This window comes from Arthrobacter sp. MA-N2 (assembly GCF_000517125.1).
Classification (GTDB): Bacteria; Actinomycetota; Actinomycetes; order Actinomycetales; family Micrococcaceae; genus Arthrobacter; species Arthrobacter methylotrophus.
Genome location: NZ_KI912155.1, coordinates 1866887 through 1879613, shown reverse-complemented (window position 1 = coordinate 1879613; position 12727 = coordinate 1866887). Strand labels below are relative to the sequence as shown.

13 protein-coding genes are annotated in these 12727 nt (G+C 63.7%); 5 read left to right on the top strand and 8 right to left on the bottom strand.

Annotated elements, in window-relative coordinates; all coding sequences use genetic code 11:
- Positions 1–14 precede the first annotated feature (14 nt).
- Positions 15–1049: an NAD(P)-dependent alcohol dehydrogenase gene (locus A3M3_RS0109530; RefSeq protein ID WP_231497221.1), complete on the bottom strand. Its 1035-nt coding sequence runs from the start codon at positions 1047–1049 to the stop codon at positions 15–17.
- 105 nt (positions 1050–1154) lie between these two features.
- On the opposite strand from A3M3_RS0109530, the gene A3M3_RS24550 reads away from it, so the two are divergent.
- Complete coding sequence (locus tag A3M3_RS24550; protein ID WP_051423084.1) at positions 1155–1877, top strand: TetR/AcrR family transcriptional regulator; 723 nt, start codon at positions 1155–1157, stop codon at positions 1875–1877.
- A 45-nt stretch (positions 1878–1922) separates the two neighbouring features.
- On the opposite strand, the gene A3M3_RS0109520 is transcribed toward A3M3_RS24550, so the two are convergent.
- Positions 1923–2387 carry a MarR family winged helix-turn-helix transcriptional regulator gene (locus A3M3_RS0109520; protein WP_028266121.1) on the bottom strand — a complete coding sequence of 155 codons (465 nt, stop codon included), beginning with the start codon at positions 2385–2387 and terminating at the stop codon, positions 1923–1925.
- A gap of 105 nt (positions 2388–2492) precedes the next feature.
- On the opposite strand from A3M3_RS0109520, the gene A3M3_RS0109515 reads away from it, so the two are divergent.
- Positions 2493–3074 (top strand): NADPH-dependent FMN reductase, encoded by a 582-nt coding sequence (locus A3M3_RS0109515; protein ID WP_028266120.1) that lies wholly within the window; start codon positions 2493–2495, stop codon positions 3072–3074.
- Positions 3075–3301: 227 nt separating this feature from the next.
- On the opposite strand, the gene A3M3_RS0109510 is transcribed toward A3M3_RS0109515, so the two are convergent.
- The 6 genes from A3M3_RS0109510 to A3M3_RS0109485 form a co-directional block, all read right to left on the bottom strand.
- Positions 3302–3856, bottom strand: a complete 555-nt coding sequence (locus A3M3_RS0109510; RefSeq protein ID WP_028266119.1) for an NADPH-dependent FMN reductase — start codon at positions 3854–3856, stop codon at positions 3302–3304.
- Positions 3857–4085: 229 nt separating this feature from the next.
- Entirely contained in the window at positions 4086–5327 is a 1242-nt protein-coding gene (locus A3M3_RS0109505) for an NAD(P)/FAD-dependent oxidoreductase (RefSeq protein WP_028266118.1), read from the bottom strand.
- A gap of 49 nt (positions 5328–5376) precedes the next feature.
- Positions 5377–6777 carry a dihydrolipoyl dehydrogenase family protein gene (locus tag A3M3_RS0109500; protein WP_028266117.1) on the bottom strand — a complete coding sequence of 467 codons (1401 nt, stop codon included), beginning with the start codon at positions 6775–6777 and terminating at the stop codon, positions 5377–5379.
- A gap of 95 nt (positions 6778–6872) precedes the next feature.
- A complete protein-coding gene (locus tag A3M3_RS0109495; RefSeq protein WP_028266116.1) occupies positions 6873–7076 on the bottom strand; it encodes a hypothetical protein in 204 nt (67 codons plus the stop codon).
- Between the two features lie 137 nt (positions 7077–7213).
- A complete protein-coding gene (locus A3M3_RS24545) occupies positions 7214–9073 on the bottom strand; it encodes an FUSC family protein (RefSeq protein WP_081736758.1) in 1860 nt (619 codons plus the stop codon).
- A gap of 171 nt (positions 9074–9244) precedes the next feature.
- A complete protein-coding gene (locus A3M3_RS0109485; RefSeq protein ID WP_028266115.1) occupies positions 9245–10000 on the bottom strand; it encodes an SDR family NAD(P)-dependent oxidoreductase in 756 nt (251 codons plus the stop codon).
- 52 nt (positions 10001–10052) lie between these two features.
- On the opposite strand from A3M3_RS0109485, the gene A3M3_RS28495 reads away from it, so the two are divergent.
- The 3 genes from A3M3_RS28495 to A3M3_RS0109465 all read left to right on the top strand — a co-directional run bounded on the left by A3M3_RS28495 (position 10053) and on the right by A3M3_RS0109465 (position 12618).
- Positions 10053–10283 carry a hypothetical protein gene (locus A3M3_RS28495; RefSeq protein ID WP_028266114.1) on the top strand — a complete coding sequence of 77 codons (231 nt, stop codon included), beginning with the start codon at positions 10053–10055 and terminating at the stop codon, positions 10281–10283.
- A gap of 91 nt (positions 10284–10374) precedes the next feature.
- Positions 10375–10680: a HipA N-terminal domain-containing protein gene (locus tag A3M3_RS29510; protein ID WP_028266113.1), complete on the top strand. Its 306-nt coding sequence runs from the start codon at positions 10375–10377 to the stop codon at positions 10678–10680.
- A 372-nt stretch (positions 10681–11052) separates the two neighbouring features.
- On the top strand, positions 11053–12618 hold the full coding sequence (locus A3M3_RS0109465; RefSeq protein WP_028266112.1) for an APC family permease: 1566 nt from the start codon (positions 11053–11055) through the stop codon (positions 12616–12618).
- Positions 12619–12727 lie beyond the last annotated feature (109 nt).

Sequence of the window (12727 nt, the reverse complement as noted above, 5' to 3'; positions counted from 1 at the left end):
TGGTGCCTGGGTTCCTATATGGTGATCGCGATCTTCCCGCGGGTTCTACCGGCGTCGAAATAGCGCATTGCCTCCGGGACTTGCTCTAGAGGATAGATGCGGTCGACCACCGGCGTAAGTACCCCTGATTCGATGAGTCCGGCGAGGTGTTCGAGGTCTTCCGGGCCCTGGGTGCCCAGGACCATGGTCAGCCCCTGACGGATGAACAGGGACAAGGCCACGCCCCGGAACTGTCTGTCGATGCTGCCCGTCCAGGAGCCGCCTTCCTCACCACCGATGATGACGGCGGTGCCGGTGGGAGTTAGTGCGCTCCGGAGACGCGCCAGAGTGGGGTTCCCAGCGACATCCAGGATCAGCTCATAGTGTCCAGTTCCATCGGCGAAGTCCTGTTTGGTGTAGTCGATGACGTGGTCGGCGCCGAAGCCGCGCACTGCGTCCATTTTCGCTGTGCTGCAAACGCCCGTGACCTCGGCCCCGGACGCCTTGGCGAGCTGCACTGCATAGCTGCCCACTCCCCCTGAGGCACCAAGGATCAGCACCTTCTGTCCCGGCAATATCCGGGTGGCGGCGCGGAGGGCCTGCAGTGCAGTGCAACCGGAAACCGGGACCACGGCGGCCTGTTCGAAACTGATGTTCTTTGGTTTGCGAGCGAGTTGGTTCTCGCGGGCCGTGGCATATTCAGCGAAAGAACCCTTCCCGACGCCGAAAACGTGGTCTCCCGCGGCGAACCGGGTCACTTCAGCTCCGACCGCTACGACGGTACCTGCCAGATCCATCCCTGGCACGGGGTTCCTGGGGGCGCGGAGGCCGTAGGCCAGACGCACCGCGTAAGGCAGGCCGCGGGTTACGTGCCATGTGCCACGGTCCAGGCCCGCAGCGTGGACCCGAATCAGCACTTCGTTCCCGGCGATCTTCGCTCGGGGGATCTGCGCCAGGTGCAGGACGTCGGCGGGGCCGTATGCTTCCTGCACGATGGCCCGCATCCTGGGCTCCGGCGCGGACGGGCCATCTGAAAATTGGGTCTCCGAAACATGCTGGCCAGAGGTCATTGCCGTTCCTTTCACAACATTTGGTGCGCAAAACAGGATTTTCGTACGTTGTACTAACGAGAGAGTATCGTACAATGTACTAAATCGCTAGAGCCAAGGAGCCCCGTGCCCACCACAACGCAGCCCGTCCCGTCGCAGCGCCTCCCGCTCAGCCGGGAACGGGTGCTCGGCTGTGCAGTGGATCTCGCAGATGAGTCGGGAATCGCCGCGCTGACCATTCGCTCCCTGGCCCAAAGCATGGGAACCAAGCCCATGTCTCTTTACTATTACGTGGCCAACAAAGACGAGATCCTGGACGGCATCGTGGACATCGTCTTCGGCGAAATCGAACTACCCTCTCCCGCAGGCGACTGGCGGGAGCAAATGCAGCGAAGGGCGCACGCCATGCGCGCAGCGCTCAGAAGGCATCCATGGGCGGTCGGCCTGCTGGAAAGCCGTTCTTCCCCTGGCCCAGCGACCCTGCGCCACCACGAAGCGACTTTGGGCACCTTGAGGGCGGCTGGGTTTTCGATCCAGATGACCGCCCACGCCTACGCGTTGCTGGACAGCTATATCTACGGATTCGCGCTTCAGGAAGCCGCCCTGCCGTTCAATGGCCGGGACACCGCCGCCGAAATCACAGCACCCATCGTTGAGCGCTTTTCCACCGGACAATACCCCCGCATGATGGAGATTGCCGCCGAACACGTCCTTAAGCCCGGCTATGACTTCGGCGACGAGTTCGACTTCGGGCTAGACCTCATCCTTGACGGCCTCAGCCGGTCGATTCCCGTCGATGGCGGAGACAAGCAACGGCACCCGGCTGAATGCGAGCAGATCGATGGATAGCAGTAGGCAGCGGCACAGATGGTGCAGCGGAAAAGCATGACAAGACTAGTCGCATTCGGACTGAAGCGTGGCCATGATCTTCCGGCTCACCGAAGCCAGAGCATCCTGTTCCCCGCGGGTGAGCTGGTCGAAGAAATGGGTGCGGATGAACTCCAGATGACCCGGCGCCGCGTGCTCTATTGCATTCCGGCCACCCGGAGTAATCTCCACATCCAGGCCGCGGGCATCGGAGGAGCAGTTCTTTCGCTCCAGCAGCCCCCTCGCTTCCATCCGCTTGAGCAGGTGGGACAGGCGACTGCGGTCCCAGCCCAGGGACTTACCCAGATCGCGGGCACGAACTACGCCATCCGCGTGCTCCGAGAGTGGAACAAGCACTGCGTATTCGGCCCCGGAAAGCTGCGACTCCCGCACTAGCTGACGGTCCATGGAGGTCGCCAACTGCTGTGATGCCGCAAGGAATCCGCGCCAGACTTCGCTCTCGCGCTCGTCCAGCCATTGCGTGTTTTTCATCACAAGTTCTCCACATAGTTGATAGTTCAAGTTTGGCGTCATATTGTTGATATGTCAACATTTTTAGTGACACGTCAACAACCTTCTTTCCTAAGGGGATAAAGCATGACCAAGATCGCGATTGTCACCGGCGCCAGCCGTCCGGGCAGCGTCAACAAGTCCGTCGCCGAGTGGGTCCTGGCCCAGGTCGACGGCCGCACCGACGCCGAGTTCGAACTGGTAAACATCGCCGACTTCAACCTCCCCCTGCTGGATGAGGGCTACCCTGCCATGTACCAGAACTACCAGAATGACCACACCAAGGCCTGGTCCGCCAAGATCAGTGAGTTCGACGGCTACATTTTCGTCGCCCACGAATACAACCACACCGCAGGACCGGTTCTGGTCAACGCATTGTCCTACCTGAACGCCGAGTTCAACAACAAGGCCGCCGGCTTCGTGTCCTACGGCTCCATGGGCGGCGTCCGCGCCGTCGAGCACCTCCGCGGCGCCCTCTCCGAGCTGCAGATTGCACACGTGCAGCGCACCGTCATGTTCTCACTGTTCACCGACTTCGAGAACTTCTCCGACTTCAAGCCGACCGAGCAGTCCGCCGGCACCCTGGCCCCGATGGTTGACCAGCTCACCATCTGGGCCCGCGCCATGGAGTCCGTGCGCGACGAGCAGCTGGCTGTCACCAGCGTCTAAGAACCTTCCAATTGCCAGGAAAAGGGCTCCCCGGGTATGAACCGGGGAGCCCTTTCCGTCCGGGCAACCATTCTGCGTCCGGGCGCCCGGACAGCCTGCCCCGGCAATGCGTCCAGCGACCGGGATGGACCACGGCGAGACAACAAAAAACCCGCGGCCGGGAGGTCACACTTCGAAGTGTGACCTCCCGGCCGCGGGTTCATCTTGGCAGCTCGTGCCGGGATTTTTTAGCGGACGGTAGCGAAGCCTTTGGCCCACGAGACCAACTGGTCCACCATCGGGGCCAGGGTGCCGGCATTCTGCTCGGTCGGCTTGAAGTCGGAGAAGTTCTCGAAGTCAGTAAAGAGGGAGAACATCACTTGGTTGCGCACATGGGCAAGCTGCAGTTCAGAGAGGGTCTTGCGCAAGTGCTCGACGGCGCGGGCGCCGCCCATGGAACCGTAGGACACGAAGCCGGCGGCCTTGTTGTTGAACTCGGCGTTCAGGTACGACAAGGCATTGGTGAGCACTGGTCCTGCGGTGTGGTTGTATTCGTGAACCACAAAAATATAGCCGTCGAACTCACTGATCTTGGCAGACCAGGCCTTGGTGTGGTCATTCTGGTAGTTCTGGTACATGGCCGGATAGCCCTCATCCAGCAAGGGGAGGTTGAAGTCGGCGATGTTCACCAGTTCGAACTCGGCGTCGGTGCGGCCGGCAACCTGGGCCAGGACCCACTCGGCCACGGACTTGTTCACGCTGCCCGGACGGCTGGCGCCGGTGACAATCGCGATCTTGGGCAGGGCGTTCCCCGCCAGAGGATCGGCGGCCGGGGCAACCTCGGCGGGAGCCTTTGCGACAGTGGCACTTGCGCGTGGTGCTACCGATGTGGCGGAGTGACCGGCCTTGGACTTGCGGGAAAAAATTTTGAACCAGGACATGACGTCTCACCGATCAGAATAGTTGATGTTTCAATGATTCTAGGTGGCGCTTTGATGATGTGTCAACAAAATTACCCTGAGCCGCCGGCCGTCACTCCGGCCGGCCGACGACGACCTGTGCGGGGCTGTGGGTGATGTAGCCGTTCAGCCAGGAAAACAGTGCGCGGACCTTCTGTTGGAATCCCGACAGAAGGGCCAGATGCACCAGGAGCCAGGACACGAATGCCAAGGGCCCCTGCAACTGGATACGCTTGCGTCCGATCTCGGCGACCGCAGCGCCTCGGCCGATCATCGCCATGTATCCTTTGTCGAAGTACTCGAACGGCCGCCGGGTCCCGCCTGTGAGGTCTGCGTGGATGTTGCCGGCCGCCCACTTCCCAGCCTGCTGCGCGACGGAGCCCAGTTGCGGGAGTTTGGCCCCGGTCGAATCGGTCATGTTGGCCGCGTCGCCAAGGACGTAGACTCCCTCAACGTCCGGGGCGGTCAGGTCCGGGCGGACATCGATTCGGCCTCCCCTGCCTTGCCTCAGGCCGGAGCCGGCAATAATCCTTCCTGCCTTCAGTCCACCGGCCCACACCACGACCCTGCCGGGTATGCCGGTCCCGTCGGCGAGCGTCACAGTGTCGGCGCGGACTTCGGTCACGCCGACTCCCAAGTGCAGCCGGACGCCGATCTTCGTCAGGCGTCGCCTGGCGTAGTCCTGCGACTTTACGGAAAAAGCACCAAGGACGGTCGGGACCATGTCGACCAAGTGGACACGGCAGCGAGCCGCGAGTTCCGGCGAAAAGTACTTGGGCACCACGAACTTGACGTTTTCGGCCAAGGCGCCGGCTGTCTCGACGCCCGTGGGGCCGCTGCCGATGACCACGACGTCCACGGAGCCGGCGGCCTCCCGGTCGGCCTCATCCAGCAGGTGGGTCAGCCGCGTACCCAGTCGGGTGGCATCGGTGACCGAATACAGCGGGAAGGCATGCTCCTCCGCGCCAGGCGTGTCGAAAAAGTTTGGTACGGCGCCTGCCGCAATGACCAGGATCTGAGCCCGGTACGTATTGCCCTCGACAGTGGTGACAGCGCGGTTGGCTGCATCGACAGCTGCCACTTCCACGGTGAGCAGCCGCACCAGTTTGAAGCGGCGGAAAACGGACCGAAGCGGCCGCGCAATGGCCGACACCCCGATCTGCGACGTCGCCACCTGATAAAGGAGCGGCTGAAACTGGTGATAGTTGTTGGAGTCGATGAGCAGCACTTTCACGCCCTTGCGGCCAAGTTCCTTGGCCGCCGTCATGCCGGCGAACCCGGCCCCGACAACGATGACCTGGTATTCGTCTTCCATCCGAGCAACCTACTCCACCTGAAGCCGGTGCAACAGTGCCGGGCGCTGCTCAATCTTCGAGGAAGGCTGGAGTGAACAGCAGGGTCAGGCCTTCGGCCATGGTCGGATGGGTGATGATAGCGTCGCGCAGGGCGGTGTATTCCATTCCGGCGAGCATTGCCATCTGCACCACGGCGATGGTTTCGCTGGCTTCGGTGCCCAGCAGGGCCGCGCCGAGGATCTGGTTGGTCTCGCGGTCGACGACGGCTTTCCAGAACCCCTCCAGATGTCCCACGGTCCGGGCACGGGGAACGGCCGTTACGGGCATTTTGGCGATCCGGACGGCGTAGCCGGCATCCCGGGCCTGCCGCTCGCTCAGGCCTACCCGGCCGAGCTCGGGGGTGGTGAACACACTGTAGGGAATCAGCCGGCCGGCGGTGCTGCGCGGCTGGCCGGCGCCGGTTCTTGCCGCCAGGTTGACCTTGAGCACGCGGTAGTCGTCATAGGAGGCGTGGGTGAACTGGGGCGTTCCGGCGGCGTCACCTGCTGCCCATACTCCGTCGGTAGTCGTGCGCAGCTGATCGTCGACCCGGATGTATCCGCGGTCGTCAAGTTCCACGCCGGCACCTTCGAGGTTCGCGCCGCCGGTCATTGGCTTACGTCCTACCGCCACCAGGATGTCTTCCGCGCTCAGGGTCTCACCGGAGGCGAGCGTGAGCGTGACGGTACCGTCTGCGGCGCGGGCGATCCTGTGGGCCCTGGCCCCCAGCCGAACGGTGATGCCGGCGTCCGTGAAGTTCTGCTCGATGGCAGCGGCAACGTCCGCGTCTTCGCGGGCGAGCAGTTGTCCGCCGCCCTGGACGAGGGTGACTCTGACGCCGATGGTGTTGAGGAAGTCCGCGAACTCGCACCCGACGTATCCGCCGCCCAGCACGATAATGCTCTCCGGCAGCGATTCCAGCTCGAGCAGGGTGTTGCTGGTCTGCACCCTCGACTCCGCCAGGCCTTCGATGGGCGGCAGGAGCGGTTCAGTACCCAGGTTCAGCACGACGTCGGTGCCCCGCAGGGTGCGCACGCCGCCGTCGTGCAGGGTCACCTCGACCGTCCGGGGGCCGACGAATTTCGCTTCGCCGAGGATGAAGTCCATACCCGACCCGGTGAAGGAGGACAGCTGGCCCCTGACCATGGTGCCCACGACGTCTTCCTTGCGGTGGCGCAGCAGGTTCAGGTCCATTTGCGGGTCCTCGGCGCCGGATATGCCGAATTCAGCGGCCCTGCGGATGGTTGCCAGCACCCGGCCGCTGTTGATGAGGGTCTTGGTGGGGATACAGGCGACATTGATGCAGGTTCCCCCGATCATCGATCGTTCCACCATGGCGACGGTCCTGCCGGCCCTGGCCAGGTCCATCGCAAGGGTTTTCCCGGCCTTGCCTCCCCCGAACACCAGCAGGTCCACATCCTCGATGTCCATGCCGTCCCTTCCCTTGGTTTTGCCCGTTGTGCAACCGCATCACGGTGCGTCGGCGGCTCCTACTGTCGGTTCGGGTTCAGATCGGGGCCAATGCGCTACTTGCTCGGCTCCTCGGGGCGGTGTGACTGCTCGCGGATTTCCTGTTCCTCTTCGTATTCGCGCAGGTCGTTGGCCTGGTCGGCGGAATCACCGTGCCACTCTTCGCCGCTGATCTGGCGCTCGAACTCCTGGGTCGGCTGCGCATCCTCAAGGGCGTCGACTTCTTCTTCAAACTTCTTCTGCTCGGACTCATTGCTCATGACATCGCCTCGACTTCTTCTGGGTAAACCTACTGCTGCACCAAAACCTGGCCCTGAGCCACCAGCATAGATCCGGCAGCCGAGACTGCAAACAGCTAGCGGAACAGTGACCCCGTGGAGGTAACAAGTAGTTGGGTTCAATGTGGGGCCACCGGCAGTGAATCTCTCAGGGTCGCGGTTTCCTGGGACAAGAAACGCGGCAGTTCCGGCAATGGTTCCGGCGTCCCGCCGGTCAGGATGGCCGCCTTGAGGATTCCGAAGGCTTCGTGAACCGCCGCCAGTCCACCGGTATCGGGGGCGAAGGCGCCGGTGATTTCGCCGTCCATTTCTGCGTCGGCTCTCCCCAGCATCCAGCAAAGCGACAGGATGCTGTAGGCCAGGGTCTGGGCCGCGGACACGGTGGGCCAACACTGTTCGGCAGCGCGGCGTTGCTCGCGCGAGCCACTCACGGCCGTGTCGTAGGCGGCGCCGAGGGTGAAGACCGCGGCCTGCAGCTCGCGCCGGGCCAAATGCGCACGCCGGGTGTTGGCTTCGGAGGCGGCCAGGAAGTCAACCACGCTGCCCGCCGCGTCTAGTGTGGCCGTCAAAGCCTCGGGGATTCGCGTTATTTTGGCACGCGGTGTCAGGAGGGCGAACACGGCAAGCGCGATGCCGCAGCCGATGGTCGTATCCACGCCCCGGGCAAGAAGCAGGCCCGCAACGTCGTCGACCTTCTGCCCGCCGGAAGCGATCGTGAGGGCAACCGTAGTGATGAACACGGCTGCGAGGGCGTAGTTGCGCATCACTGTCACTTCGATGACGAACTGCAAGACCATGACCACCGCAACAAGCCATAGCCCTTGGGGATGAACGGCCAACACCGCCCCGGCCAGCAAAAGCCCGATCCACGTGCCTACCAGCCGCTCGGCGCCTCGCTGCAATGTACGCATCCAGTCCATCCCCATATGGAGGATCAGCACGGCGGCGGCCACCGCCCAATAGGCCCGCTGCAGGTCCAACAGTCCTGCAGCGATTCCGGCGACGAGTGCGGCGACGCCTACACGAAGGACCACCAGCTCCGAGACGGAACCTCGGCGCAGCCCCGTACGCAAGGCTTCCCAAGGACCAGGGGCGCCCAGCGGGATCGATGCATGGGGCGTCGTAGCCGGAGGCGGGTTGACGGCAACGGTTGCCAGATGGGCGGCCTTGTCCGCCACCGCCGGGTCGAGCGTGCCCCCGCGGGCGCCCGAGCGATTGGTTTCGGCAAATAACAGGTGCAGTTGCCGGTTGATGCCCCGGAGCCCGTTCAGCGCAGCCCCCTGCCGACCGTGGGTGGGCTGGTAGGTCAGGAGCGCCGCCCACGCGGCATTCAACGCCAAGGCAGCCCGGTGCTGCGCTCCCGTTTGACCAGCCGAGCCGGCCGTCCTCGCGTAAGCGGCCACGGCCCGGGCGGCGGCCGCCACGGCGTGCTTTTCCGGTCCGCGCGGCCGGAAAAGGGCCGGGACCATATGGACCACCCATGAGAATGCCCCGCCGGCGAGCACCAGAAGGCCGGCGAGGCCCGGGGACATTCCTGTCGCCGGAAGCGCTGTCCCCGCCGCGCAGGTCAGCGTGAACATGTAGGCCCCGGGTCCGCCCACGCGCAGGGCGCTGCAAATGTAGGTGGCCGCCATGGCGATCACCACGATGGTTGGCACCGCCAGCGGCGGGATGGTCTTCACCGACATGCCCAGGGCTACGGTAAATGCGAATGCGAGCGCGATCACCGCCAAATACCGGGCGCGGTTGAGGTAGGGCCGGCCACTGCCATAGAGGGCGGTAAAGGCTCCGAGAGTGGCCATCAACCCGGCGGCGGTCTGTCCGGTCAGCCAACCGACCAGCAGCGGCGCCCCGGCACAAATCGCGGCCCGCAGTCCGACCGGCCAGCGGTTCGGTGCGTCCTTCAGGCTGAACAGGGCGCGAATCCCGTGCGGGGGCGGGGGCGGAGCTGATGACTCCGCCCTGGGATGCCGGTTCATGAATCCCATCCTGCCACGCGGATCCCGGTATGGCCCCGGTGGGCCACCACGTCACGGCCGCTTCCATCCCCCCGTTGCAGCGCCGACTCGGACTGCGCACCGATCCACCGGTGAATCCCCAATTCCTGGATGGATCAGTGCGCAGTAGCCGCAAGCCGCTAGCGGTGAGGCTTAGACGGCGGTGTAGCCGCCGTCTACGAGTACGTACGATCCGGTCATGAAACTGGCCTTGTCCGACAGGAGGAAGGTGGTGACGTTCGCGACTTCCTCCGGCCGTCCCAGGCGGCCAAGCGGATGCTTTGCCTCGAGCCCGTTGACGACTTCTTTCGGCGCAGCGGCCAGCAGCGGCGTATCGATATAGCCGGGCCCGATCGCGTTGACGCGCAGCCCCTGGGCTCCATATTCAGCCGCAGCATTCTTGGTCAGGCCCACGACGCCGTGCTTCGCCGCGGTATAAGCGGCGTTGCCGGGAGCGGCGACGGTGCCGTGGATCGAGGCCATGTTCACGATGGCGCCTTCGGAAGCACCCGCGGCAAGGATGGCCGGTACCTGGTATCGCATTCCATAGAGGACTCCGCTCAAGTTGATGGCGATGACCCGGTCCCAATCCGCAATGTCGACATCGCCCACTGGAGCGTTGGCGCCGCCGATGCCTGCGTTGTTGACGGCATAGTTGAGTGCGCCATAAGTCGCGACTGCGAAGTCGACGGCCTTCTTGCTGTCCTCGGCGATCGCTGTGTTGGCCTGGAACGGAACGGCAGTGCCGCCTGCGGCCGTGATCTCGTTGGCCACACGCGTGGCGCCGTCGAGGTTGATGTCCACGACAACGATGTTGACACCGTTCTTCGCGAGGTCCTTGCCGATCGCTTCCCCGAGTCCTGAACCTCCGCCGGTGACGAGCGCTGTCTTGCCTTCGAAGTTACCCATAGTTCCTCCTGGTACGCGGGATCGGTCCCGCATATTTCCGTGGTGAGCGCTGGTGGATCCACTCGCTTGTGGCAACCGGTCTCTCCATGGAAACATTCCATGGAGATGCACGAACCGCCCGGATTCCCGCCAAAACCTCCGGTCCGGCACCGCCCGACGGACCATTGGCAGGCTCGAGCACGGCAAAGCAGTCTCAATCGTCGTCGCCATGGACGCCATCCGGGTGCTGGGCCGGGACGTCGCCCTGGTTCCCCGGTTCGCGAAGCTACAGGTCAAGGCGTGAGCCCGCGGAGCAAGAGCCTCGACGTATTCCTGTACGGGGAACACGGCGGCATCCTGAGCGGGTCTGGCCTGAGGATGTCCTGTCGCTGCCAGTGGGCCGGAGGAAGATCGACGGGACCGCGGCGTACAACTACTTTGACGGACTCCTGCCGGAGGGTCAGCTCCGCTCGCATCTCGCTTCAGAAAACAGGCTCTCGACCCTTGATGCCCTGGGGCTGCTCGCGATCCTGGGCGCCGACTGTGCCGGCGCCGTACAGGCGCTCCCGTCCAAGGTGCTGCTCAGCCGCCACGGTGACGGCTGGGCGTGGCCGGGCCGCGGGGCAGTGTCCATACACATCATCAAACCGGAGCCGCTCGCTGAACGACCTCACCCTGGATCATGTCATCCGGGAAGGTGAGTCGTGGGGCATGGATGCCGGGGATGCGCGCGCGACGGCGGTTACCGTGCTGGAGTCGGCGGCCACCTGACATATCGGACCAGAACTTGAGAACCAGCTGCCGCTGTTCGGGCTCAGGTGATCAAACCGATGCCAGGGCCGACGGCAAGGAATACTCCTTCCGGGCCAAACTCAGCGCCTGAGTAGCTCCATGGCCGTTTCCAGAAAGTTGAATTGAATTCCAGAACCACTTGCGCCATGGCTTCTCCGCGTTCATACTAAATGAACGTCATTCATTTAGTGACTCCCGTCTCACCGGAGAGCGCCGTGGATGACCGGATGCCGCGGCATCACCCAGCGACACCTCTCGGCCATCTAGAAAGAGCCAATAACATGACTCAAATGACCCGCCTAAGCGCAAGGAAAGCCGTGGAAGCCCACGATCCTGCCGGCACCGAACACGGCATCACCGGCAAGGGACTCAAGACGGGGCAGCTGGGGCTCCTCGCCGTCGTCGTCCTTGGCATTTCCTCCGTGGCACCCGCCTACAGCCTGACCAGCTCGCTTGGCCCGGCAGTCAACGCCGTGGGTTTGCAGCTGCCCGCCATCTTCATCGTTGCGTTCATCCCGATGATCCTCGTCGCATTCGCTTACCGCGAGCTCAACGCAGACTCTCCGGATAGCGGCACCACCTTCACCTGGAGTACCAAGGCATTCGGCCCGTTCATGGGATGGATGGGCGGCTGGGGGCTCCTCGCCGCGAACATCATTGTCCTGTCCAACCTGGCTGGCGTCGCGGTGGACTTCTTCTACCTCTTCCTCGCCCAGGTGTTCGGCAATCCTGATCTGGCCGACCTGACGTCCAACAAAGCGTTGAACATCGCCACCTGCCTGGCCTTCGTGGCCCTGGCTGTCTGGGTCAGCTACCGCGGCCTGCACGCCACCAAACTCGTGCAGTACGCCATGGTGGGGTTCCAGGTGGTGGTGTTGGGAATCTTCGTCATCATGGCCCTCACCCACGCCTCATCCGGTGACACCCCCACCGCGCTTGCATTCAGCTGGGATTGGTTTGATCCGACGAAGATCAGCAGCTTCGAGCAATTCGCTGCGGGCATGTCCCTGGCGGTCTTCGTCTACTGGGGCTGGGACGTCTGCCTGACGGTCAATGAAGAGACCAAGGGTGGCAAGGGCACCGCCGGCAAGGCCGGAACCACCACGGCGATTGCCGTCCTGGGACTTTACGTTGCAGTGATCGTCGCCACGATGATGGTCGCGGGCGTCGGTGGCGACGGCATCGGGCTGAACAACCCGGACAACCAGTCCAACATCTTTGCCGCACTGGCCTCACCTGTGATGGGCCCACTGGCCATCCTGATGTCCTTGGCCGTGCTCGCAGGCACAGCGTCGTCCCTGCAATCGACCATGGCATCCCCTGCCCGAAGCCTTCTTGCCATGGGGCACTACGGCGCCCTTCCGCACAAATTCTCCACCGTCAGCAAGCGCTTCGGTTCCCCGGGCTACGCCACCATCATGGCCGGGGCGATCTCAGGAGGGTTCTACGCGATCATGAAGGTCGTCAGCGAAAACGTCCTCAACGACACCATCTTGGCGCTGGGCCTGATGATCTGCTTCTACTACGGGATGACCGCCTTTGCCTGCGCTTGGTACTTCCGGCACAGCGTGTTCAGCAGCGTCCGCAACTTCTTCATGCGCCTGCTTTTCCCGGTGATCGGCGGCGTGGTGCTCACGTTGGTCTTCATCCAGACGGCAGTGGATAGCTGGTCACCGTCCTTCGGCAGCGGTTCCGAAATCTTCGGAATCGGCTTGGTGTTCATCATCGGCGTGGGGCTTCTGGCCCTCGGCGTGGTGGTCATGGTGGTCATGGCCCGCGTCCGGCCCGGCTTCTTCCGCGGCGAGACCCTTCGCAAGGACACTCCGGCCCTCGTCGTGCCGGAATAGTCGCCGGCACGGATAACGTCAACAAGCCAGAAGCCCTGTTCCGGATTTCCCCGGAGCAGGGCTTCTGGCGTGTGTTCAAACCGTCGGTTGGCTGGTGCCGGCCGGGTCT